24 protein-coding genes and 4 tRNA genes are annotated in these 24,426 nt (G+C 32.6%); 3 read left to right on the top strand and 25 right to left on the bottom strand.

All coding sequences use genetic code 11. The features are described from left to right. Positions 1-214: 214 nt before the first annotated feature. The 16 genes from rplL to T410_RS08210 form a co-directional block, all read right to left on the bottom strand. Positions 215-583 (bottom strand): 50S ribosomal protein L7/L12, encoded by a 369-nt coding sequence (rplL, locus tag T410_RS08285; RefSeq protein ID WP_035670434.1) that lies wholly within the window; start codon positions 581-583, stop codon positions 215-217. Between the two features lie 91 nt (positions 584-674). Next, a complete protein-coding gene (gene rplJ / locus T410_RS08280; RefSeq protein ID WP_035670433.1) occupies positions 675-1,187 on the bottom strand; it encodes a 50S ribosomal protein L10 in 513 nt (170 codons plus the stop codon). Positions 1,188-1,209: 22 nt separating this feature from the next. Beyond that, positions 1,210-1,899 carry a 50S ribosomal protein L1 gene (gene rplA, locus T410_RS08275; RefSeq protein WP_035670431.1) on the bottom strand — a complete coding sequence of 230 codons (690 nt, stop codon included), beginning with the start codon at positions 1,897-1,899 and terminating at the stop codon, positions 1,210-1,212. Positions 1,900-1,912: 13 nt separating this feature from the next. Then, positions 1,913-2,350, bottom strand: a complete 438-nt coding sequence (gene rplK / locus T410_RS08270; protein ID WP_035639405.1) for a 50S ribosomal protein L11 — start codon at positions 2,348-2,350, stop codon at positions 1,913-1,915. A gap of 68 nt (positions 2,351-2,418) precedes the next feature. Beyond that, on the bottom strand, positions 2,419-2,970 hold the full coding sequence (nusG, locus tag T410_RS08265; protein WP_035670430.1) for a transcription termination/antitermination protein NusG: 552 nt from the start codon (positions 2,968-2,970) through the stop codon (positions 2,419-2,421). A gap of 11 nt (positions 2,971-2,981) precedes the next feature. Then, positions 2,982-3,179, bottom strand: a complete 198-nt coding sequence (gene secE, locus T410_RS08260; RefSeq protein ID WP_035670428.1) for a preprotein translocase subunit SecE — start codon at positions 3,177-3,179, stop codon at positions 2,982-2,984. Between the two features lie 18 nt (positions 3,180-3,197). Next, positions 3,198-3,268 (bottom strand) — tRNA-Trp (locus tag T410_RS08255). 62 nt (positions 3,269-3,330) lie between these two features. Continuing rightward, a complete protein-coding gene (gene tuf / locus T410_RS08250; RefSeq protein WP_035670425.1) occupies positions 3,331-4,518 on the bottom strand; it encodes an elongation factor Tu in 1,188 nt (395 codons plus the stop codon). Between the two features lie 52 nt (positions 4,519-4,570). Then, a tRNA-Thr gene (locus tag T410_RS08245) sits at positions 4,571-4,642 on the bottom strand. A gap of 51 nt (positions 4,643-4,693) precedes the next feature. Then, positions 4,694-4,774: transfer RNA gene (locus T410_RS08240), tRNA-Tyr, on the bottom strand. A gap of 61 nt (positions 4,775-4,835) precedes the next feature. Then, a tRNA-Thr gene (locus T410_RS08235) sits at positions 4,836-4,909 on the bottom strand. 90 nt (positions 4,910-4,999) lie between these two features. Further along, on the bottom strand, positions 5,000-5,302 hold the full coding sequence (gene hpf / locus T410_RS08230) for a ribosome hibernation-promoting factor, HPF/YfiA family (protein WP_035674270.1): 303 nt from the start codon (positions 5,300-5,302) through the stop codon (positions 5,000-5,002). 34 nt (positions 5,303-5,336) lie between these two features. Beyond that, positions 5,337-6,233 (bottom strand): tyrosine-type recombinase/integrase, encoded by an 897-nt coding sequence (locus T410_RS08225; RefSeq protein WP_035670423.1) that lies wholly within the window; start codon positions 6,231-6,233, stop codon positions 5,337-5,339. Positions 6,234-6,302: 69 nt separating this feature from the next. Beyond that, a complete protein-coding gene (gene rpsU / locus T410_RS08220; protein ID WP_035670421.1) occupies positions 6,303-6,497 on the bottom strand; it encodes a 30S ribosomal protein S21 in 195 nt (64 codons plus the stop codon). Positions 6,498-6,761: 264 nt separating this feature from the next. Next, a complete protein-coding gene (locus tag T410_RS08215) occupies positions 6,762-7,901 on the bottom strand; it encodes an acyl-CoA dehydrogenase family protein (protein ID WP_035670417.1) in 1,140 nt (379 codons plus the stop codon). Between the two features lie 17 nt (positions 7,902-7,918). After that, positions 7,919-8,803 (bottom strand): helix-hairpin-helix domain-containing protein, encoded by an 885-nt coding sequence (locus T410_RS08210; RefSeq protein WP_035670415.1) that lies wholly within the window; start codon positions 8,801-8,803, stop codon positions 7,919-7,921. Between the two features lie 277 nt (positions 8,804-9,080). On the opposite strand from T410_RS08210, the gene T410_RS08205 reads away from it, so the two are divergent. Then, positions 9,081-10,559 (top strand): amino acid permease, encoded by a 1,479-nt coding sequence (locus T410_RS08205; protein WP_035670412.1) that lies wholly within the window; start codon positions 9,081-9,083, stop codon positions 10,557-10,559. A gap of 76 nt (positions 10,560-10,635) precedes the next feature. Here T410_RS08205 and T410_RS08200 read toward each other — a convergent pair whose 3' ends face one another. The 6 genes from T410_RS08200 to T410_RS08175 all read right to left on the bottom strand — a co-directional run bounded on the left by T410_RS08200 (position 10,636) and on the right by T410_RS08175 (position 18,783). Further along, positions 10,636-10,863 carry a hypothetical protein gene (locus tag T410_RS08200; protein WP_035670409.1) on the bottom strand — a complete coding sequence of 76 codons (228 nt, stop codon included), beginning with the start codon at positions 10,861-10,863 and terminating at the stop codon, positions 10,636-10,638. Positions 10,864-10,960: 97 nt separating this feature from the next. Beyond that, on the bottom strand, positions 10,961-12,232 hold the full coding sequence (locus T410_RS08195) for a DUF2851 family protein (protein WP_035670407.1): 1,272 nt from the start codon (positions 12,230-12,232) through the stop codon (positions 10,961-10,963). A 54-nt stretch (positions 12,233-12,286) separates the two neighbouring features. After that, on the bottom strand, positions 12,287-12,769 hold the full coding sequence (locus T410_RS08190; protein ID WP_035670403.1) for a 3'-5' exonuclease: 483 nt from the start codon (positions 12,767-12,769) through the stop codon (positions 12,287-12,289). A 41-nt stretch (positions 12,770-12,810) separates the two neighbouring features. Then, on the bottom strand, positions 12,811-13,581 hold the full coding sequence (locus T410_RS08185; RefSeq protein WP_035670400.1) for a Fic family protein: 771 nt from the start codon (positions 13,579-13,581) through the stop codon (positions 12,811-12,813). A 292-nt stretch (positions 13,582-13,873) separates the two neighbouring features. Continuing rightward, on the bottom strand, positions 13,874-16,843 hold the full coding sequence (locus T410_RS08180; RefSeq protein WP_035670397.1) for a type III restriction-modification system endonuclease: 2,970 nt from the start codon (positions 16,841-16,843) through the stop codon (positions 13,874-13,876). 2 nt (positions 16,844-16,845) lie between these two features. Continuing rightward, complete coding sequence (locus T410_RS08175) at positions 16,846-18,783, bottom strand: site-specific DNA-methyltransferase (protein ID WP_035670396.1); 1,938 nt, start codon at positions 18,781-18,783, stop codon at positions 16,846-16,848. A 194-nt stretch (positions 18,784-18,977) separates the two neighbouring features. On the opposite strand from T410_RS08175, the gene T410_RS08170 reads away from it, so the two are divergent. Beyond that, complete coding sequence (locus T410_RS08170; protein ID WP_035670395.1) at positions 18,978-19,208, top strand: helix-turn-helix domain-containing protein; 231 nt, start codon at positions 18,978-18,980, stop codon at positions 19,206-19,208. 137 nt (positions 19,209-19,345) lie between these two features. Here the strand turns inward: T410_RS08170 and T410_RS08165 are convergent, their stop codons facing one another. Together T410_RS08165 and T410_RS08160 are read right to left on the bottom strand one after the other, a co-directional pair. Further along, positions 19,346-20,707, bottom strand: coding sequence for a pyridoxal-phosphate dependent enzyme (locus T410_RS08165; protein ID WP_035674267.1), 1,362 nt, complete (start codon positions 20,705-20,707; stop codon positions 19,346-19,348). Positions 20,708-20,919: 212 nt separating this feature from the next. Then, entirely contained in the window at positions 20,920-22,878 is a 1,959-nt protein-coding gene (locus tag T410_RS08160; protein ID WP_035670394.1) for a putative porin, read from the bottom strand. A 175-nt stretch (positions 22,879-23,053) separates the two neighbouring features. Here T410_RS08160 and T410_RS08155 point away from each other — a divergent pair, with 175 nt between their 5' ends. Continuing rightward, positions 23,054-23,713 (top strand): ribonuclease HII, encoded by a 660-nt coding sequence (locus T410_RS08155; protein ID WP_035670392.1) that lies wholly within the window; start codon positions 23,054-23,056, stop codon positions 23,711-23,713. Here T410_RS08155 and lipB read toward each other — a convergent pair. Beyond that, entirely contained in the window at positions 23,710-24,420 is a 711-nt protein-coding gene (gene lipB, locus T410_RS08150) for a lipoyl(octanoyl) transferase LipB (RefSeq protein WP_035674265.1), read from the bottom strand. The two genes, T410_RS08155 and lipB, sit on opposite strands and share 4 nt — an antisense overlap. Positions 24,421-24,426 lie beyond the last annotated feature (6 nt).

Here is a 24,426-nt window from a genome sequence, read left to right as displayed (position 1 = left end):
TTTCTTTTACAACCATTACATCTTTAAAAATCAATTTAAGATAACTACTTTCTTATTATCTGTTAATTTTTTTTCCTCGTAATGGGTAAAATAAATTTGTTTTCAAAGACTAATATGTAATTACACAAGGTAGACTTTTGTTATACGAAAAATGGTTTAGGTCATTGGGTGACTAAACCCAAGACCTAAACCTAATTCTTTAAACTGAGTTTAACTATTTAAGCTCAACAACAGCTCCAGCTTCTTCTAAAGATTTTTTAAGCCCTTCAGCCTCTTCTTTAGAAACACCTTCTTTTACATTACTTGGTGCGCTATCAACTACATCTTTAGCTTCTTTCAAACCTAAACCTGTAAGTTCTTTTACTAATTTCACAACTGCTAATTTAGAAGCACCAGCTTCTTTCAATACAACTGTAAATTCAGTTTGAACTTCCTCAGCAGCAGCTTCACCACCACCTGAAACTACAACAGCTGCAGCAGCTGGTTCGATTCCGTACTCATCTTTTAATATTGTTGCTAATTCGTTAACTTCTTTTACTGTTAGGTTAACTAATTGTTCTGCGAATTGTTTCAAATCTGCCATTTTTTCTATCGTTTTAAAATGATTTGTAAAAATATAATTTATTTATTGTGCGCTTTTTTTATAAAAATTAGAGTAATACCCTATATTTTTATTATACTTCCACTTCTTCTGTAGCCTCTTCGCTATTAGCGAATTGGTTTTGAAGAGCAGAAATAACTCTTTGTGCTGGTGACTGCAATAAACCAATAAGTTCACCGATAAGCTCTTCTTTTGATTTAATAGTTGCCAACGCATCTAATTGATCATCACCAATATAAATTTCAGAATTTATATAAGCTCCCTTTAAAATAGGTTTAGCCGATTTTTTTCTAAAATCTTTGATAATTTTACCAGGAGCATTTGCTATCTCAGAAATAAATATAGCACTATTACCAGTCAAAACTGAAGGTAAATCACCATAATCATTATCTGAAGCTTCCATTGCTTTTGCAAGCAAAGTATTTTTAACTACTTCTAATTTTATACCTGCTTTAAAGCAAGCTCTTCTCAAGTTTGAAGTTGTTTCTGCATTCATTCCAGAAATATCAGATACATAAACAATGTTTGTACCAGCTAACTGTGCAGTTAAAACTTCAATCGCGATTGATTTTTCTTCTCTAGTCATACTAAAAATTTTTAACTACCAATTATACTGCTTTAGGGTCCAAAGCAATTGCAGGACTCATAGTGCTAGTTAGGTAAATACTTTTGATGTAAGTTCCTTTAGCAGCAGTTGGTTTAAGTTTGATTAATGTTTGAATAATTTCGTGTGCATTTTCAACGATTTGTTCGCTTCCAAAAGAAATTTTACCAATTCCTGCATGCACAATACCAGTTTTATCAACTTTAAAGTCAATTTTACCAGCTTTAACCTCTTGAACAGCTTTAGCAACATCCATAGTTACAGTACCTGTTTTAGGGTTTGGCATTAAACCTCTAGGTCCTAAAATACGACCTAATGGACCTAATTTACCCATAACAGAAGGCATAGTGATAATTACATCAACATCTGTCCATCCGTCTTTAATTTTTTGTAAATAATCATCAAGACCTACATAGTCTGCGCCAGCTGCTAAAGCTTCCGCTTCTTTATCTGGAGTAACTAATGCTAGTACTTTAACATCTTTACCAGTTCCATGAGGTAATGTTACCACACCTCTAACCATTTGATTCGCTTTTCTTGGATCTACGCCCAAACGAACTGCGATATCAACAGACTCATCAAATTTTGCAGAAGCAACTACTTTTATTAACGCCGCAGCATCTTTAAGAGAATATAGTTTGTTCTTTTCAATTTTTGAAGCAGCCTCTTTTTGCTTTTTTGTCAATTTTGCCATGTCTTTCTCTTAATTAAAAAGGAGAATCTCCTGATACAGTTATACCCATAGATCTAGCTGTTCCAGCGATCATGCTCATAGCAGATTCGATTGTGAATGCATTTAAATCTACCATTTTATCTTCAGCTATTGCTTTGATAACATCCCAAGTAACGCTAGCTACTTTTTTACGATTTGGTTCACCTGATCCGGACTTTAGCTTTGCAGCTTCCAATAACTGGACAGCAGCAGGAGGAGTTTTTACAACAAAATCAAATGATTTGTCTTTATACACAGTAATTTGTACTGGGCATATTTTGCCGGGCTTATCTTGAGTTCTAGCATTAAATTGCTTACAGAATTCCATGATGTTTACCCCAGCAGCTCCTAAAGCAGGTCCAACCGGTGGCGACGGGTTCGCAGCACCTCCCTTAACTTGTAGTTTAACTACCTTACTAATTTCTTTAGCCATTTTTTAAAAAATTTAACACTACAATCATTGGAAGCGATTGTAATAGATATTATAGATGTAACAAAAAATTATACTTTTTCAACTTGCATAAAACTCAACTCTAATGGTGTTTTTCTTCCGAAAATCTTAACCATTACTTCTAGTTTACGCTTTTCTTCATTGATTTTCTCAACTGTTCCATTAAAACCATTAAATGGACCATCAACAACTTTAATAGTCTCTCCAATATTAAAAGGAATAGAACGAGTATCTGTATTCACAGCTAACTCATCTACCTTCCCTAACATTCTATTAACTTCAGACATTCTCAAGGGAACAGGCTCACCACCTTTGATTTCACCTAAAAAACCAATAACACTTGTTATAGACTTAATAATATGAGGTATCTCACCAATAAGATTTGCTTCAATCATAACATAACCAGGAAAATAAACTTTATCTTTAATTATCTTCTTCCCTTCTTTTACTGTAACTACTTTTTCAGTAGGCACCAAAACTTGGGAAACATAATCACCCATTCCTAGTCTAGCAATCTCGGTTTCTATATAAGCTTTCACTTTATTTTCTTGCCCGCTTACCGCCCTAACGACATACCACTTCTTAATATTATTATCTGCCATAACAAAAAAAATTACGCTTTTATCCAGTTAAAGAATCCAGATAAAGCTTTTGCGAATATTTCATCTACTCCCCAAGTTGCCAAAGCGAATAGTACTGAAAAAACAGCAACAACAATCGTTAGACGTTGCACCTCAGCCCAAGCAGGCCAAGTAACATTTGACTTTAATTCTTCAAATGCTTCTGATATGTAATTAACAACTTTTGTCATTATGATTTATTTTTTTTGCACGGGCGGAGGGATTCGAACCCCCATCAACGGTTTTGGAGACCGCTATTCTACCCTTGAACTACGCCCGTTAGTTAAAAGCCAGCGATTTTTCAGTTATGAAAATCAACTGGCTTTATATAATTTTAGGATATTATCCTACAATTTCAGTTACTTGTCCAGCTCCTACAGTTCTACCACCTTCACGGATAGCGAAACGTAAACCAACACTCATTGCGATTGGACTCAACAAAGTAACATTAATAGTTAAGTTATCTCCTGGCATCACCATCTCTACTCCTTCTGGTAAAGTAATAACACCTGTCACATCCGTTGTACGAACGTAAAACTGTGGACGGTAATTGTTATGGAACGGAGTATGACGTCCACCTTCTTCTTTTTTCAAGATATAAACCTCAGCTTTAAAAGTAGCGTGTGGTTTTACTGATCCTGGCTTAATGATAACCATTCCTCTTTTGATAGATTCTTTATCAACACCACGCAACAATAAACCTACGTTATCTCCTGCTTCACCTCTATCAAGGATTTTACGGAACATCTCAACTCCTGTAATAGTAGAAGTTAATTTTTCAGCTCCCATACCAATAATTTCAACAGGATCTCCTGTATTAGCAATACCAGTTTCGATACGACCTGTAGCAACAGTTCCACGACCAGTAATAGTAAATACATCTTCAACCGGCATCAAGAATGGTTTCTCAGTATCACGTACTGGCTCTTCGATCCAAGAATCTACAGCTTCCATTAACTCAATAATTTTTGGTACCCAAGCTGGATCATTATTCAACCCTCCAAGAGCAGACCCTTGAACAACTGGACAATTATCTCCATCATATTCATAGAAGGACAATAAGTCTCTAATTTCCATTTCAACAAGCTCTAACAATTCCTCATCATCAACCATATCCACTTTATTCATGAATACAACCATTCTAGGAATACCAACCTGACGTCCTAAAAGGATATGCTCACGTGTTTGTGGCATTGGCCCATCAGTTGCAGCTACCACAAGAATAGCACCATCCATTTGAGCAGCTCCAGTAACCATGTTTTTTACGTAATCCGCGTGACCAGGACAGTCAACGTGAGCGTAATGACGATTAGCAGTTTCATACTCAACGTGAGATGTATTAATTGTAATACCTCTTTCTTTTTCTTCAGGAGCATTATCAATTTGATCAAATGATTTTGCTTGACAGTAACCAGCATCAGATAATACTTTTGTGATTGCTGCTGTTAAAGTAGTTTTACCGTGATCTACGTGTCCGATCGTACCAATATTTAAGTGTGGTTTCGAACGGTTAAAGGTTTCTTTTGCCATTTTACTTAATTTTAATCTTGTTATATATTAATTTTTATTTCCTATTTACTTGAGCCAATGTCGGGAATTGAACCCGAGACCTCTTCCTTACCAAGGAAGCACTCTACCCCTGAGCTACACCGGCAGAGAAATCTTCATTTTTAAATTTAAAATATTCATTTTAAACTTTATTTTGTGGGGAGAGCAGGATTCGAACCTGCGAAGTTCACACAGCAGATTTACAGTCTGCCCTCGTTGGCCGCTTGAGTATCTCCCCTTTTATTGATTTTCAGTACTTTAAAAGAACCATTTCCAAACGCTTTGGAAAAAAATTTTAGAGCCGGCGGAGGGACTCGAACCCACGACCTGCTGATTACAAATCAGCTGCTCTAGCCAACTGAGCTACGCTGGCAAATCAATAAAAAAAGTCCGCTATTTCTAACGGACTGCAAATGTAGAGATTTTATCTCTCAAACAAAACATTTTTTTAAAAAATTTTATATTAAATATGCGAACTTATCTTTTCTTTTCTTTTTACTAACAAACGTTCAAGAGATTCTGCCGATAGTTCCACCGCTTCTTCAAAAGTTTTACACTGCTTTTTTACTAAAAAATCATCCCCAGGAACATTAATTTTTATTTCAGCAATTTTATTTTCTTTATCACTTGTCTTTTCAACTTTTAAAAAAACATCCGAAGAAACTACCTTATCGTAATATTTTTCTAATTTGTCCATTCTTTCTTGAACAAAATCTACTAGCTTTTTGTCAACAGCAAAGTTAACTGCATGAACATTTACCTTCATAATCATTATTTTTAAATAGTTAAACATTTCTGAATTACTTCTGATTCCTTGGATGAGCATCTCCATACACTTTCTTTAGTTCTGCTAAACTATTGTGCGTGTATATTTGCGTTGATGCCAGACTAGAATGTCCTAATAATTCTTTTACTGAATTTAAATCAGCCCCGTTATTTAATAGATGAGTTGCAAACGTATGCCGTAATATATGCGGACTCTTTTTTACTTTCTCGGAGACTGTACTAAAGTAAGAATTTATTAATCGATACACAAAAGAATCATTTAATTTTAACCCTTTTTTTGTGAGAAAAAAATAATCACTATCTACCACTGACAACAAAAAGGAACGCTCCTTTAAATATAAAGAAAACTGATTTATAATTATTGGCAAAACCGGCAATATTCGCTCCTTATTCCTTTTTCCCAGCACCTTGACCGTACTGCCAGATAAATCAATATTAACCATCTCTAAATGAATCAACTCTGTTCTTCGCATACCGGTAGTGTAAAACAAATCGATTATGAGTTTATTTCTTATTTCCTCAAAACCTACTGGATTTTGCAAATGACTTAACACATCTACAACTTCTTTTTCTGAAAACGGAATCTGTAATATCTTTGGTTTTTTTAGCGCTTTGTGCTTCAACAGCGGACTCACTTCTATTTGCTTTATTTTTAATAGAAATTTATAAAACGCTTTCAAGGATGCGATTTTTCTATTAATCGAGGTATTTGACACATCATCATCCACAAGAGAAACAATCCAAGTTCTAATTTGACTATAATTAACTTGCTCTATACCCTCTTGGTCAAAATGAATCGTATTAAATAATTCAAAAGAAGCGATATCATTACAATATGCCGTAACGGTATGTGAAGAATATTTTTTCTCCAACTCTAGATAATCCCGAAATGCATCTTTATTAGTAGCCATAAAAAAACCGTTAGCATCAAAGTTATAAAACTTTAATGACTAACGGTACTTTATTCTAATAGATATTGACTAACTCTCTAAGTTATCTCTCATATTTTGGATATAAGCCGCTTTTTGAATTTTGATTCTATTTGTAACTGAAGGCTTAATAAAAGCAGTACGTGCTCTTAATTGACGAACAGTTCCTGTTTTATCAAATTTTCTTTTGTAACGTTTTAACGCTCTATCGATATTTTCTCCGTCTTTAATTGGTATAATTAACATAATATAGACACCCCCTTTCTTTAAGTGTGCAAAAGTAAACATTATTTTGAATTATGAGTCATGAATTATAGATTATTTTTGGGCGTGCCGGCGGACACCACTTTTATCATTCACAAAACGTCACTTCATTCGCCGTCAGGCTGTCCGTTGCAAGTCCTCATTGCATTCTGGACTTTCCTCTTCCATCCTTCACGCAAAAAAAAGAGCCAATCTACAATTTATGCATCTTGACTCTTTATACTATATTCAAATTTCTAAAAACTATTATTTCAACAAATTTCTGGAAATCACTATTTTTTGAATTTCAGTAGTTCCTTCCCCAATGGTACATAATTTAGAATCTCTATAGAATTTCTCCACTGGATAATCTTTAATATAACCATATCCTCCATGAATTTGCACCGCTTCATTCGCTACTTTTACACAAACTTCTGAAGCATACATTTTAGCCATAGCTCCCATCGTGGTAACTGGTTTATGCTGTTGTTTTAAGAAAGCCGCTTTGTGTAGTAATAATTCTGAAGCTTCAATTTCAGTTGCCATATCAGCTAACTTAAATGAAATTCCTTGGAATTCACAAATTGGCTGCCCAAACTGATGTCTTTCTTTCGAATATTTCAACGCCGCTTCATACGCTCCCTTAGCAATTCCTAGTGACAATGCTCCAATAGAAATCCTTCCCCCATCTAAAACTTTCATTGCCTGAACAAAACCTTGTCCTACCTCTCCTAATCTGTTGGCATCAGGAATTCGACAATTATCAAATATCAATTCAGCAGTTTCACTGGCACGCATTCCTAATTTATTTTCTTTTTTTCCTGAAGCAAAACCTGGCATTCCTTTTTCGAATACGAAAGCTGTCATTCCTTTCGAATCTCCTTTTTCACCGGTACGAACAATAACTACAGCTATATCTCCTGAAATGGCGTGGGTAATAAAATTCTTTGCTCCATTAACAATCCAGAAATCTCCATCTTTTTTTGCAGTAGTATTCATTCCTCCCGCATCTGATCCTGTATCATGCTCTGTCAATCCCCAAGCACCTATATGCTCAGCGGTAGCCAGTTTTGGAACCCATCTTTTCTTTTGTTCTTCGTTTCCAAAAGTCAAAATATGATTGGTACATAAAGAATTATGAGCTGCTACAGACAACCCAATAGAGGGATCCACTTTTGAGATTTCTTCTACAATGGTAATGTATTCATGATATCCTAATCCAGAACCTCCAAGCTCTTCCGGCACTAAAATACCCATAAATCCCATTTCACCTAATTTTTTAAACAAAGGCACAGGAAAAGTTTGCGCTTCATCCCATTCCATTATATTTGGACGAATTTCTTTTTCAGCAAAATCTCTTATAGATTGTGCAATCATAAATTGCGTTTCATTGTAATCAAAGTTCATCGTGACAGTGTTTTATTTTAAAAGCTCAAATATAAGCCAATTATATTTGCTTTATCAACAGGAAATCCCTTAATTTTTATTAAATCCTCAATATTCTTAATATCACCTGTCATACTTCTATAAGTAACAATTTCTTTGGCCAAAGCATATCTAAAATAACAGAACTGAGAAAGCTCCCTTAAAGAAGCATTATTAATATCTATCTTTTTAAAATTAGGGAGAACTGAAATTTTAAAATGAGTATTCAAATTTTCAACAACTTCAGGTGATAATCCCCAAACATCTTTCATTTGTTCCATTGAAACGAATGCACCTAAACTTTCTTTTTGCTTTAAAATCCGAACCGATATGGCCTCACCTATTCCATAAATTTTCATCAAATCTTCTTTGGTAGCCAAATTAATATCGATTAAAACAATTTTTCCTTTTTTGGCGTAAGCCTGGCCTGGATCATTTACGTATGCTTTGAATTCTTTTTTATTTTTAACCCAATCTGGAAATTTAAAAAAGGGAGCAATAGCATTTAATAACGAATCCGAAACTTTAGTCACGTTTTGAAATTCTTCTGAAGAATTGACATATTTATTTTCTTTTCTAAAAGCCAACAAGCGGTCAATTTCCTGAACTGACATCCCTAATTTATAGCCTTTATAGTCTGTTATAAAATTAGGATTGAAAGGATAAATTTTAGAGATAGCCTTAGAATTATCAGTTTTCATGGAATCAATTTGAGATTGTAATGAAAGCCATTTCTTTTTCTCTGGATAATTCTTTATAGCAGCATTAAAGTCAACAAAAAAATAGAGTAATTGCAAAACAACAATAATCACAAACAATAGAAAAATACCTGTACGCTGTTCCCGAGTGAACTTAAAATAAGTGAGAATTGTTTTATAATCCATGTGAAAATTTCGCGTTGATTAATTCAAATAAGAATCCTAAATTTATAAATTAAATCAAGACCGATCAATTTCTAAGGGAAATATTTCATAAAACTAAAAATTACAATGACAATCCCCCGAATATTAGACATAATTACATACTATAAGAGTTTTTCTATAAAATAAACCGCTAAAAACTAGCATAGATTATTTTTTTTATAACTTAAAACCATATTATTGTTTTTATTTTTTACAAAAAAGAATACATTTGAAGCTTAATAACAAAAAAACCATAAATATGTCTATTTGGAAAAGAAAACCATTAGCTCAGCTTTTAGCAGAGGCCGCTGATTCTGAAAAGGGATTAAAAAGAACATTAACCGCCTGGACTCTAATTGCATTAGGTATTGGTGCCATAATTGGTGCAGGATTGTTTGTAAGAACGGCAATGGCTGCCTCACAAAATGCAGGACCATCTGTAACTATAGCATTTGTTGTTGCTGCAATCGGTTGCGCATTAGCTGGCTTGTGTTACGCAGAACTTTCTTCTTCAATACCCATTTCAGGTAGCGCTTACACCTACACTTACGCAACAATGGGTGAGTTTTTAGCCTGGATTATTGGTTGGGATTTAATCCTTGAATATGCTGTGGGAGCTGCCACTGTAGGAATCGCTTGGAGTGAATACCTCAATAACTTACTGGTCAATGTGCTCCATATGAGCCCAATACCCTACTCTTTATCACACTCTCCATTTCAAAATGACCCTATAACAGGTGAACATGGAATGATCAACTTACCAGCGTTGTTCATAGTTGGTGTGATTAGTTTATTACTAATAAAAGGAATTCAAGAATCAGCTTTTGTAAATGGAATTATTGTAATTGTAAAAGTTGCTATTGTAATAATGATTATTGTTATAGGATGGCATTTTGTAAATCCGGCAAATCACACTCCTTATATTCCAGCAAGTTCAATCTTCACAGATGAGCATGGAATCGATCATAAATTTGGAGGTTTTTGGGGAATAATTGGAGCCGCTGGAACCGTTTTCTTTGCTTTCATAGGATTTGATGCCGTAAGTACGGCTGCACAGGAAACGATAAATCCAAAAAGAAATATGCCTATAGGCATCTTAGGTTCATTGGCAATTTGCACTGTATTATATATATTATTTGCCCATGTTCTTACTGGAGTAGCAACTATAGAAGATTTTAGAACAGGTGGTAAAGAAGCTTCTGTAGCCTTTGCAATCAACAAATACATGATTGGATACGCTTGGTTGGGTCAATTGGTAACCGTAGCTATTTTAGCAGGATTTTCTTCTGTAATTTTAGTGATGCTATTAGGACAATCCAGAGTATTTTATGCAATGGGTAAAGATGGTTTATTACCTAAAATGTTTAGCGACTTACATCCAAAATACAAAACTCCGTACAAAGCAAATATTGCAATTTTAATAATTGTTGGTGCATTTGCCGCATTTATTCCTGGAGATATTGTAGGAGATATGACGAGTATAGGAACATTGTTTGCTTTTTCATTAGTATGTGTATCAGTAATAATTCTAAGAAAAAAAGAACCTAATATGGTTCGTGAATTCAAAACACCATTCGTACCTTTAGTTCCAATTTTAGGAGTTATCACTTGTGTATTAATGATGGCTGGATTAGGCTGGACAAACTGGCTTAGACTTTTTGCATGGATGGCAATAGGTGTTGTTTTCTATTTTGCTTACGGAAAGAAAAACAGCGTATTAAACAATACTAAAGAATAATTTTTTTTTACAAAATAAAAAAGGGATTATGAAGTACTTAAATACTTTATAATCCCTTTTTCTTATTTATATTATTTTACAAATCAAAAACAGAAGTTCGTTTAGCCCGAATCAAATCCTTCAAACGAATCCAAAAAGCCAATGTCAAATAAACGGCAAACCACAATCCAACAGTAACAAACGACAAGTAAATAAAAAACAATCGCACACTACTGGCCCGCATTCCTAATGTATCAGCCATACGGGAAGAAACGTGAAAACCGTGTTTCTCAAAAAAAAACTTAAGCTTGATTATTACTGACATCTTTTAGTTTATTTGTTTCATTGATTAATCTTTAATTCCAGAAACAAATTTACAACATTACCGCATGCTCCGGTTAACAATTTTAAAAATAACTGAATCAACTTTTTTTCAACAATTCCATCCCTACAGCACATTCTAAACATTTACTTTTATTACAATACTCATTTTTGAGTTGTAACAAAGACTGTGTTTCAAAAGCACTTTTTGACTCTATACCAAAAGAACTAAATTTATCTATAATTGCATTTTTCTCTGGAGCAACTTCATTTAAAAGGCGTATTAAATTCTCCGAAATTTCCTTTCCCTGACTTTTTGCAAAAGCAAACTGAAGTGGAATTATCGTATTTATGACAATCAAATCAATGAAAGATTTAGATAGTGGTTTCTTTTTACTCGGGCTTTCTTTATCAAATTGATAATGATTTAACCAATATCCTGAAGCGGTCACTTGGAAAATTTCATAAATATCTTTTAATGAATTTAATGTAGCTATTTTCGAAAATAAATTCTGCTGACTGTGGTACAAATTAGCTAATTGCGAAAGTCGTATCGTAGGAAAATTATCCGGACGATGCTTAAAAAACTGAACGGGTTCGATACAAATTTTCTCTATTTGATATTTATGCAACAAATAAAAATATCGAAATTTTAAATCTTTGAAATAATTATCTTCCTTTTCTGAATCCAATAATCCAGAAGCTCCAAAAATTAAAGATTCCAGATTCTCAACCTCAAAACTTTCTTTTCTTATGATTGAAAAGGGAATAGATTGCGCAATTTTTAAAAAGATTTCCCCATTTGTATTTAAACCAAAATTCTTTGCTAAAAGACAAAACAAAACCGCTTCCCAATCTTTATTCGTTTGTTCCAATAAATCAAAAACAGGTTGGGATTTCCGTTCTAAACGTTCAAAAAACAAACGCTCTTGCCAGTTTTCAAAAGCAAATTCGTCAATCTCTTTTAGCTGCTTTTCGCAAAAAATCCAAGATTTAGGAGCCATTAAAGATTGATAATTTTCGACCGTTTCTTTTTCAACATATTTTTTGAGTTCTAAAACTGGAATTTCAGAATTGTTACTTCTAAAAATCTCAGTATCATGTTCCCAAACTACATGCAAAATTACATTTTCATAACCTGCGTCTTTTTCGTGATGATGTACATACCAATCCGAAGATTTAAGATGAATTTCAACGTTACCAGCCCATTTTTGATTGTCAATAGTGATTTGAGCATTGAAGAAATCAGGACCCGCTAGTTCCAAATATTGACCTGCATTGATAATTGTAATTTCTTCATTATTGAACGTTTTCAAATTCAAAGTATCGAACTTCTTGAACTTCCAGAGGTAATGGAGAAAATCTTCTTTCATTTTAAAACTTTAGATGAAAGACTAAAGTAATAAAAAAATAGAAATGAAAGAAATTTATTTCAATAAATACAATTTAGCACAAGCCCGAGCATCAGATAACGCTTCGTGATGATTTAATTGTATTTTCATTTCTCGGCAGCAATCACTTAATTTGGTTGGTTTTAATCCTTTGGCTTTATAAATTTTCACTGTACATTCCCAACGAGAAGCGATATTCAAATCAGCATAATCCAAATTATAAAGCGCCATTGATTTAGCCAGAACATTTCTGTCAAAACTTTCATTATGAGCTACAACCACTCTATTTTGCAGTCTTTTTTGAATTTCAGGATATACTTGTGCGAATGACTTTGCATTTACTGTATCGCGTGGATATATTCCATGCACTTGAATCGTAAAAGGAGAATACAGATTATTTGGCGGTTTGATTAAACTGACAAACTCATCTACAATTATTCCGTTTTCTACGGTCACAATACCTACAGAGCAAGGATGGAATGCTGTTGCGGTTTCAAAATCTATTGCAGTAAAGGTCATTTTGATTTCAGATTTAGGATTAACGATTTTTGATTTCAGATTTACAAAAGCAATGACTTTGGCAACATTTCCAGAAAAGGCATTGCTTTAGCATAATCCAGAGATTCATATTCCAGTCCCAACCTTCTAAGATTAGAATAATACAATTGATGGTTCTGATAATAGTTTTTTTCACTTTGAACAAACCAAGTTTTCTCACCAAGTTTCTCCGATAAAAACCATTTTTCCAATAGTCTGCCAGTACGACCGTTGCCATCATCCCAAGGATGTATTTTCACGAAAACTAAATGAATTAAACTGGCATAGTAAAAAACCTCCTGGAAAATTAATTCCATTTTGAGTAAACTTTCTACGTCTTCATAAAAGGCATTCATCTCTTCATTTACCTGATGAGGAAGCGCCGCTACATATTCTATTCGTCCATCATCAGTAGTTACGAACATGTTATGAATTCGATGTTTTCCTTGCTGATGCTTTGTCACTATATGTTTTCCTAAAAGTTTATGCGCTTCGGCAATACTGGTTTTATTTAATGAATTTATTTTTGCAAAAGAATAAGCGTTGTACAAATCATCAATTTTCTTGGTGTAATCTGGAAGAAATTCAATTCCAAATCGTTTATGCTTTACATACGAATCCAATTCTATTTCCTCACCTTCTATTTTACTCGAAAAAACAGATGCAACTGAGGTATAAAAACTAAACGAATCATTGGATATTTCAGCATCATGCAACGCATCAAATTTATCTTCTAATCCTTTTGGGAAGTTTTTTTTGTAATCGTCTAAAAGTATTTCGGGAATGATTTTCATTGAAAAGTAGTTATAGCACAAATATAATATTAATGATACGAATTTAATGTATCAGATAACTTACTTTCATTTCGTATATTAAACTTTCGCGATTCCAATACTTTAAAAATATCAATTATACAAATTCAAAACATTCAGGAACTTTCTTTTCATTTCGTCTTGCAAACTTTTGGGTTCTAAAACTATTAGTTCTGCAAAATGGACATTAATTCTAAAAACCTTCGTCAAAATTTAAAATTTTGGCAAAGGGTACCATTATAGGCTGATTCAATTCATTATTTATAGCAAATGGCTAATCCATAACAAAAACATCTTCAATAATTTGTTTCATTTTTGTGTTCCTTATCTGTTCGTGAAAAGCCACCGAATAACCATCTATTGTTAATTGCTTGAAAAATTCTTTGGCACAATTAATTTTTACAGATTCAATATTTCTTAAATCAGATTCATTTTTAACATCTTTAGTTTCAACAATAATATTTAAAACTTTATTTCCATCCGATTTTTTTACGACGTACATAAAATCTGGACTGTATGATTGTCCTGTAATTGTTGGGATAGAAATGCTCCTTCTTGGTATTTTTCCGTAAACGATTACTTCTTGTACTTGCTCTAAAATATTATTTTTTTCCAATGGAGAATCAAAAGCAAACCTATCATATAAATATTTTTCAGATGGATTTCCTTCAACAAATTTTGTTCCTATTATACCTTGTTTTATTTCTGCCCTTGGAGTTCCATTTGCAAAAGTCAAAGCAGTTGCATTCAATTTGATATTCGTTTTACCGTAAGAAAATCGGCCTGCGAGATTGTTAGTTTTCCAGTCATTGAATTTCGAAACAAAATTTGCCACACTAAACTCATTTATTTTATCCTTATCTATTTCATTAGTCTTAGCATATTGAATTAATGCCTGATTTAATAAAAGAATCGGAATATTAGTTTGCTTGTTTATTCTTTTTAGAAACTCTCCGTAAGCTAATCTTTTAATGATTTTATATTGAACTCCGTAACTTTCGTTTAATACCATTAAGCCATCATCCGAAGTATTCAATTCTTGTCTTGAACTTGATATAACAACATCCGTAAAAACATCCTTTTTGAAAAGACCAACTAATTCATTTTTTAAATAATCGCCATTTTCTACTTTCTCATAAAACAACAAATACTTTTGACTTATGGCTTCCCATAGACTTTTCAATTCGTTGTATTGTGCAGGTCTAATCTTTACTTTTCGCTCTTTGCCTTTATTATTATCAATTACTTTTCCAGTATTCAATCCTGTGGAAAAATCTGGATATTCTTCAAAAAATTGATTTGAATTTTCAATTACAACATTTTTATTCCTATCGATAAATTTTTTGATCAACAAATCAGTAAATAAATCATCCGAGTTTAAACCTAATTTTTTAGCTACTTTTTGAAGTTGTTCCTCCGTTATCATGAAACCTTTTGGCAATTCATCATTAATTTCTTTGACTAATTTTTCAGCAAAATCAGCTTCAGTAAAATCAATAATATAATTGAGTTTAAAATCTTCATTGGATATTCTATTTCCGTTTTCATCAACGGGTAGACGCAACCCTCGCCCAACTTCTTGAATTTTACTGTTCTCGCTTCCGCTGGAGCGCAATTTTGTAATCGTAAACACATTCGGATTATCCCAACCTTCTTTCAAAGTCCATTTAGAAAATAAAAAACGCCTCGTATTCAGCTTTCCATCGTCCAATTTTATGGATAATAATTTCTTCTTGTCAAATAAAATCTCATTGATTTGATTGGCTATTTCTTCATCCGAATTCGTGTTGTCTTGCGAAAAATAACCTGCGTGACAACTCGAAATATCCAATTTCGATGCTTTTAAATAGTCAATATATTCGTTGTCATTCTCAACCGAAAGTGTAGGTAAAACTTCGTTTATCTTTTCTAATAATAGCTTTTCAAAAGTGTTTTTCAGATAGGTTTCTTTTTCACTTTTATCATCTTTTCTATAGGAATGAATATCATCAATAAAGAAAAGAGCCAGTGTTTTTATCTTAAACTTTCTGTCAAAATTGATTTTTTCAGTTTCAAAATGCCTGTCAATTGCTAATTTTAGCATTTGCTCTTGGTACGAAGAAGAATAAATGTCTGTACTAAATTCCTCGCCTTGAAACTTGGTCTGACCATTTGACAATTCAATATAATTTGTCCCGATTGCCTCAATAACAATTCCTTCTAATTCAGTCGAAATTAAAGACAAACTATCTCCTTTCTTCAATTCAAACGATTTTGTTGAATTCCCTTTTTGAATGTAATTTAATCGAACGGCAGTCTTGCTTTGTACTGACATTATCTTTACCTTATCTTCTTTATTTGATAACGGTTCAAAATGTTCTTTAGCTATTCCTTTTATCAAATTTTGATTGAAAGCATCACAAGCATTCAAATTGTATAATAGGTTATGATAATCCTTAATTGTTTTTTTTACTTTACCTTTTCCAACTGTTACTGTTGGAAATGTAGCACCAAACCGAATAATGCATTGTGGCTGAATATCATTGGTAATAAACTCAAATGTCTTTTGTTCTTTTGAGAAACGATGGGGTTCGTCAATAATCAAGAAAGGTTTTGTTGCTTTCAGCGCATCAACTGGGCGATGAAATCCTTCTGGTCCGTAATCGTAATCATCCCGATTCAACATAGCATCTTTCCTGTTGCTAAACAATGCCATATTGGTCAGCAATACATATATTTTATTGGAGTTTTGGCTTGAACCAGAAACAAATTCTCTAACTGTACTCGGAAAAAACTTTTTCCCTTTTTTATTTTTACCTGCTTCTAAAACTTGTAATTCTATTTCAGTTCCATAACCGCAAACATCTTTAAAATGTTTTTTGGTGTAACTATCCTGTATAAATTGTTTCGTTCCTGCTTTGATGGCAAGTGTTGGAACAACAATTATAAATTTATTAATCTTGAATTTTTTATGAAGTTCAAATATGGCGGCGGTGTGAACATAGGTTTTTCCCGTACCTGTTTCCATTTTAATATCCAAATTCAAATAGTTTTGAATACCATTCAAATTCGCATATTCTAAATCTACTGTATTCTCTTTTTGAATCGCTTTGATACGTTCTAGCAATAATTCTTTGTCCAAATCTAAAGTAGGATTGGAATAATAATTATTACTTTTCTCAAAACTACCGTCTCCAAAAACATTACTAATGGCATTTACTGCTTTTTCCTGATGAGGCAAACCATTCTTTAAAATTAATTCCATAGTTAGTACCTTACATCAATATTGATTTTCAAATTCTTTTCGCTATCATTGAGAATTTTCAAATTCTTTTCTAACATTTCGGTAACAGACCATTCAATAAAACTATAACCAAACAACACAATATTTTCTGGATTAAAACCAGCAATCGTATCGTATTTCTCAAAAAGCGCTACCATAGCTTCTTGAGTAAAATCGGGATTAATTAGATATAAATGTTTCTTGCAGTAGTAAGAAATATAACCATCTAAATCTATTGTCTCTACCTTTGCATTCAATCCATATCCATCGTTATTGAGCCAAGTCGTCAATACGGTTTCTGTGCCAAAATCGTCTAAAATGGTAGCATCCCCAAGTAAACCAGCGGCATCAAATGTTTCGCATTTGTCTAGCGTATTTTGATTGGGTTCGTTTAAAATAAAATGCTTGAAACCAAAATCAATATCTGCTTTTGGTTCCGATTTTATTTTCTTTGATGCTCTGATAATTCTTTCTATTCCAATCTCATCGATTGTTTTATAACCAGCTAAATATGCTTTTGAATTTAATTTGCATTCTTCTTGTAGTTGTATATTTATGAATTTAATATTTAAATCATTCTCATTGGAATTAAGTTTAAAAATACTTTGTGCCGAAGTTGAAGAACCAGAAAAGAAATCTAAAAAAATATCATTTTTACTAAAATTGATGTAAGAAATTAATTCATAAATTAAATCTACTGGTTTAGAATTTTTAAATATATCTTGACCAAATAATTCCTTTAAATCAGAAGTGCCTTTAGTGTTCAATAAGTTCAATAATAAATTTTTATGGGCTGCAGACCTAATCATTTCATTGTTTTCATTATCAACTAACATATAATTTTTATAACAAACTGCCCACCCATTTGCCTTATTCTTTGATCTTCTAAATTCAATAAATCCATTTTCAACACCCCATTGAACTTTCTTTACACTCCATTTCCAAATCCAACCATCATTAAAATATTCTGTACGCCCATTTGGAAAAGCCATTGTGCCGTCTGGGCATTTGATTCCAAAATTCATAGAATCACTATAATTCAAACCACCTCTATCAAGATTATCGGGATAATATTTACCCCTTTCTTCTTCATACTCATCTTTTGAATCATAACGATTTTCATCAAATAAATCTTTATTTTTAGTAAAAGATGAATTAACATCAGCTTTCTTTCTAACATATGTTAATATGCTTTCAGTAATAGTTGCAATTCCTACTGCATCGGAAGCTCCAGTTTTCTTTTGCCAAGAAAATTGAGCAATATAATTTTCCTCTCCGAAAATATCATCACACAACAACTTCAAATTTGCCTGCTCATTATCGTCTATAGAAATAAAAATAACGCCATCATCTTTCAATAAATCTTTTGCCAATTGCAATCTTGCATACATAAACATCAACCAAGCTGAATGCGATGCCGAATTTCTTTTGGTTAAATCCAAAATCCTTTTTGCTTGTGTTTCATCAACGCTTAATTTGTCTTGCAATTCATCCACCGAAAAATTGAAATTGTCTTTATACACAAAACCGTCACTTCCTGTATTATATGGCGGGTCAATGTAAATACATTTTACACTTTTAGAATAAGATTTCAATAAATGTTTCAATCCGTCAAGATTATCTCCACTTATATAAATGTTTTCACTGTTCTTGTTTTCGGGTAAATTATTGTGTTCTGGATTGGGCGTAATTACCGTTGTAGTATCCAAAGAAGCCAAAAGTTTGGCATAGCTTTTACCAAGAAATTTAAGTTCGTAACCTTCGTGAACAACATCCACTTTGTCTTTCAGTTCTTCCTTAAATCGTTCAATATCAAAACTACCATCTTTTTTAAAACAAGACGAAAAGTGTTCTTTTAAGATGGAAATTGATTTATCGTTTATGGAAATATTTTCGTTATTACGTTCTATATCTTTTATCATAATGTGTTTTTTAAATTGATTCTAAATGAAGTATTTTAAAAAATCAATACATTATGAAGTAGATATTCCTGCTTGGATTATAGCACATAATTTCATTTAAATAATTATATTTTTCAAATATATAAAAAACGGTTGAATACAACCTGATTCATTCAATCCTATTTATTTAATCAGACGAAAGTAATTTTCCATTTATGGAAAAAAGAGTTCGAAAATCGGAAATGAGTCAAAAAATTATCCTTTTAGGGAAGCGGATTGAGGAAATTATCAAAGAAAAAGGATTAAAAACCAGAGAAGTTGCCCACGATGCTGATATGGACGTTGAAAATTTAAGAAAGTATATTAAAGGAAAGCAAGAAATGAAAGTGAGCACCATGCTAAAAATTGTTGAAGCCCTTAAAATAGAAGTAAAAGACCTTTTTTAAACTTAATAAATATCAATATAATTTAGGACTATTGAAAAGTTTTTAGTTAAATCTAAACTCTCTAAAAAACAAAAAAACCTACAAGGTTAAAAAAAACCTTGCAGGTGTAAGTATAAAAAATGAATTGTGTTTTAACCTTATTTTATCGATCCAATAATATCATATTTAGTAATAATATGGTGATTCCCATTTTCTAATTCAACCAAAACTGCATCATTTTCTTTGGTAAATAGTCTCGAGACTTCTTCTATTGAGGTTCCTAATTTTACTATTGGAAATGGTTTTCCCATAATTTCTTTAATAGGTCTGTCTGCAACATTTTTATCGGCAACGTAACTTTGGAACAAATCACTTTCATCGACAGAACCTACAAATCCTGTGACGTCAATCACCGGAATTTGAGAAATCTTGTATTTACGCATTCTTTCTATAGCGTGTGAAACTAATTCTTCGGTACGCACTACAATCAATGGTTTATCGAGATGATCTTTGATAACATCTTCTGCTTTTTTGATTTCCTCATCAAGAAAACCGCGTTCGCGCATCCAGTCATCATTGAACATTTTACCTACATAACGGCTTCCTGAATCGTGGAAAAGAACCACAACCACATCTTCTGGTTTGAAATGTTCTTTGAGCTGCAACAATCCTTTTATTGCTGCACCTGCTGAATTCCCTACAAATATCCCTTCTTCAAGTGCTATTTTACGAGTATAAACTGCCGCGTCTTTATCGGTTACTTTTGTGAACCCGTCAATCAAAGAGAAGTCAACATTCTTTGGTAATATGTCTTCGCCAATTCCTTCGGTTATATAAGAATAGATTTCATTTTCGTCGAAAATCCCTGTTTCATGGTACTTTTTAAATACAGAACCGTAGGTATCAATTCCCCAGATTTTAATATTCGGATTTTTCTCTTTCAAGTATTTTCCAACTCCAGAAATCGTTCCTCCAGTTCCTACACCCGAAACAAAATGAGTGATTTTACCACCGGTTTGTTCCCAAATTTCAGGTCCGGTTTGCTCGTAATGTGCTAAAGAATTGGATGGATTATCGTATTGATTTACATACCAGGAATTTGCCGTTTCCTCCGCCAATCTTTTAGAAACTGAATAATACGAACGTGGATCTGTTGGCTCAACATCAGTAGGGCAAACGACTACTTTTGCGCCTACAGCACGAAGAATATCCATTTTTTCTTTGGACTGTTTATCCGAAATCACACAAATAAGTTTGTACCCTTTTATGATAGCCACTAATGCCAATCCCATTCCGGTATTTCCCGAAGTTCCTTCGATTATTGTTCCTCCTGGTTTTAATCGTCCATCCGCTTCAGCATCTTCAATCATTTTAACAGCCATTCTGTCTTTGACAGAATTTCCTGGATTAAAGGTTTCTACTTTGGCAAGTACCAAAGCTTCTATACCAGCAACAACTTTATTTAGTTTTACTAATGGTGTGTTGCCTATTGTGCCTAATATATTTTCAGCGTAGTGCATTTTGTTATCCATTTAAGAGTATTTATTGTTATAAATCACCATACAAAGATAGCGTTTTGTTACAAAAAAATATTGATTTATGGATTTTGCGTTCGCAATTAATTTCCTAAGCTTGAATTTCAAATAAAGCCACATCACTTATTTATCACTTAAAAAATCAACCTAGTTATAATGCTAAAAATTAATCTTTTTGTTAAATAATATACTGTTCATTAATTGAAGAAATTCCAGACTAAACCAAATCGTATTGTAAAATCACGAGACGGATTATTAGGCGACGAGTAGAAATTGTTTCCTGATATGGAAGAATTAAAATGTTCTGCTTTAAAGTAAATTCTTGTTCTTTGAATCTTGGCATTAATAAAGAAATCAAAGTTTGGAGAATTTCCAATTTCTTTTTTATTCTGGACAAAAAATTCTCCTATTACTGGATTATAGTCATTTGCAAAATAATTTGTAAAATAATTAAACGAAATCCCTGTTTGTAAAAACAAAGCATTCTTTTTGAAAAAATAATTCGAATAATAGAACGTATTTCTTGTCACTATTTCGGGTACATTTAAAATAGCTTCTTGTTGATCTACTTTTTGATATAGAACCGTATTATCTAAAGCAAATCTTCCAAATTTAAATTCTTTATTAGCTTTTACTGACAGGTAATTTATAGTTTTGTCATATTGTGCCGGAGCAATAATTTGTGTTTTAACCAATATTTGCGCATCGGTTGATACATCATTAAAATACAAATGATCATTTAGAACTGAATATTGTAAAGATGCATTAAACCATGGCGTAATTGCGTTGGCACTAATCGAATTTATTTTTTCATTCTTGAAATCATTTGACCAGTTGTACTGAACATAACTACTTTGATAGAGGTTGTAATTATTATTAGGCAACTTGTTTATGTTTTGATACTGAAATGAAACTTGCGTTTCATCATTAACGTCATATTTTACCTTAGCATCCAAATTTGATAATGATTGATTCGTAATCGATCTTGAATACAAGAATTTTCCATTCCATTTATTTTTTTGATACTCATATTGCCCTCCGGCATTATTTATTTTTTGAGCTAAAGAACCCGGAATCATTTTATCATCAAAAATTAATATCTGATTGTAGTAATAATTAGACCTGAAATCTTCGACAAAAAATTGAAATTTACCTAACGTCGTGTTCTCATAAGTCAACCCAGCTTTATTATACATTTTATTGTAATGCGTTTGATCATTGATTCCACTATCTTTAAAAGAAGCACCAAATCGATATACAATTTCAGAACCTACAGTTGAAGGAACGGTAGCTTGATTGTATTCGAAAAACTTATTTTCATAATTAAATTGGTGCGTTACATATAAATTATTCGCTCCTTTATTAGCATTTATTCTAAAATTGTGATCTAAGAACACTCTTTTTCCTTTCAGAAATGATTGAGCATCTAAAAAAAAGACCTCAAATCGTTGTCTGTTATTGTATTTTGGATCTTCACTTTCGAAATCACTAATAGTTGTGATTCCACCGTTTTCTTCATTTAAAATGTCTTGAGCTGTAAAATGCGCATTAGAATAATAGCGTTTGTTTTTAGTATTATAACTTACCGTGAATCTAAAGTTTCCGGTACTTGCCAATTGATTTAAATATTCTCCCTGAGAGCGCAATCCTCTGTAAGCCATCGAAAAATTGAGATTCTCAGAGGTATTTAAAGCAATATATGCATCGGTAGACTGTCCTTTTTGAATAGTTGATTTAAAATATAATTCTGTAACTGGAGTGGCAACTGAACTGTATCGAATTTGATTCGCCTCCAAAAAATTAAAATGTTTTGCTTTGAAACCAAATTCTGGAAGTGGAGAAAAATCAGTCAGACTATATTGTAAAGTATTATACGTTTGACCTTCATTTGCAAAAGGCAAAAGTCCAAAATTGTCTTTTCGCAAATAATTATGACTGTATTCTTTTTGGATAGTAAGTGAAGTATCTATGTAAGTTGTATCTCTATCCAAAGTAATCACGCGATACATATCTATGGTAGCAATAGGTTGTGTTACCTTTTTGATAGAATCCGAACTATTGTATTTGCTATTGTAATCTATTTCTTGACTATTTCTTTCTTGAGAAAACAGTAACGTGGAGAATGAAACAAAAATAATAAAAAAGAAAATTCTCATTTGAAAGTGGGTATAATTAGTCAATTATTTTTACAATTTTAATCAAGCAAAGGTAATTTATAAAAACATATAAATAAAAAAACACAGCATTTTATAGGATTCTTATAACAAATAGATAGCTAACGAATTTTTACATCGAAAATTTTATAATATTTGTTGCCTTAAATAAAATAATATGCTCGAAAACAATTTTTCGAAAATCATCCTTGAAAGCGGAACTGATGAAGCTGGTCGTGGCTGCCTTGCAGGTCCTGTAACTGCAGCTGCAGTAATATTACCTTTCCATTTTGAAAACGAAATCCTAAATGACAGCAAACAACTATCTGAAAAAATCAGAGAAAAGTTACGGCCTATTATTGAACAACAGGCCATTACGTTTGCAGTCACACATTTACATCCGAAAGAGATTGATGAAATAAACATCTTGAATGCTTCGATGAAAGGAATGCAAGAATGTGTTTTGAAATTAAATCCTCTACCTGAGTTTATTATTGTTGACGGCAACCGCATGTTAAATGCAAAACTGGGTTTGAAAAATTCTCACGGAAAACAATTTTCTAAAAATGAAATTGAATTATTAAAATCTATTCCAAATACCAGTATTGTAAAAGGTGATTCTAAATTTATGAGTATTGCCGCGGCCTCAGTTTTGGCAAAAACGTATCGTGATGAGTATATGAATACGATTCATGAGGAATTCCCAATGTACAATTGGAAAAAAAATAAAGGTTATCCTACGCAAGAACATCGTGAAGCAATACGAAAATATGGAATTACGAAATACCACCGAGTGACATTTCGACTATTGCCGGAACAATTAAAATTAGAAATTTAGATTTCAAATTCATCAAAAGTCGCATCAAAAAGAGTAGAGAAATGCTTCAAGATTTTTTCTTTTACTTCTTCCTCGTTTACTGTTTCCACTCCGAGTTCTACGTTTAATGATGTTACGGCTTTACCGCGAATCCCACACGGAATAATATTGTCAAAATAACCTAAATCGGCATTTACATTTAAAGCAAATCCGTGCATGGTTACCCAACGGGAAGCGCGCACACCCATAGCACAAATTTTTCTTGCAAATGGAGTTCCTGCGCCCAACCAAACACCTGTTTCACCTTCGCTTCTACCGCTAGCAATTCCAAATTCTTGAAGAGTAAGGATAATAGCTTCTTCCAAAAAACGCAAATATTTATGAATGTCTGTAAAAAAATTTTCTAAGTCAATAATGGGATATCCTACAATTTGTCCAGGACCGTGATACGTAATATCACCGCCGCGATTGATTTTATAGAAGGTAGCTCCTTTGGCTTCGAGTTGTTTTTCGGATAAAAGTAAATTACTTAAATCACCACTTTTACCTAACGTATAAACATGTGGATGTTCTACAAAAAGGAAATAATTAGGTGTTTGCAAACTCGTTTCCTCTCTCCTGTTTTTGATTTTCAAGTCAACGATTCCTTTGAACAATTCTTCTTGGTATTCCCAAGTTTCTTTGTAATCTTTATTTCGTAAATCTTGAAGTTGGATGGTTTTGTTCATTTGTAA

The organism is Flavobacterium sp. 83, assembly GCF_000744835.1.
Taxonomy (GTDB): domain Bacteria; phylum Bacteroidota; class Bacteroidia; order Flavobacteriales; family Flavobacteriaceae; genus Flavobacterium.
The sequence above is the reverse complement of the archived record's forward strand: the minus strand, read 5'-3'. Positions and strand labels throughout refer to the sequence as shown.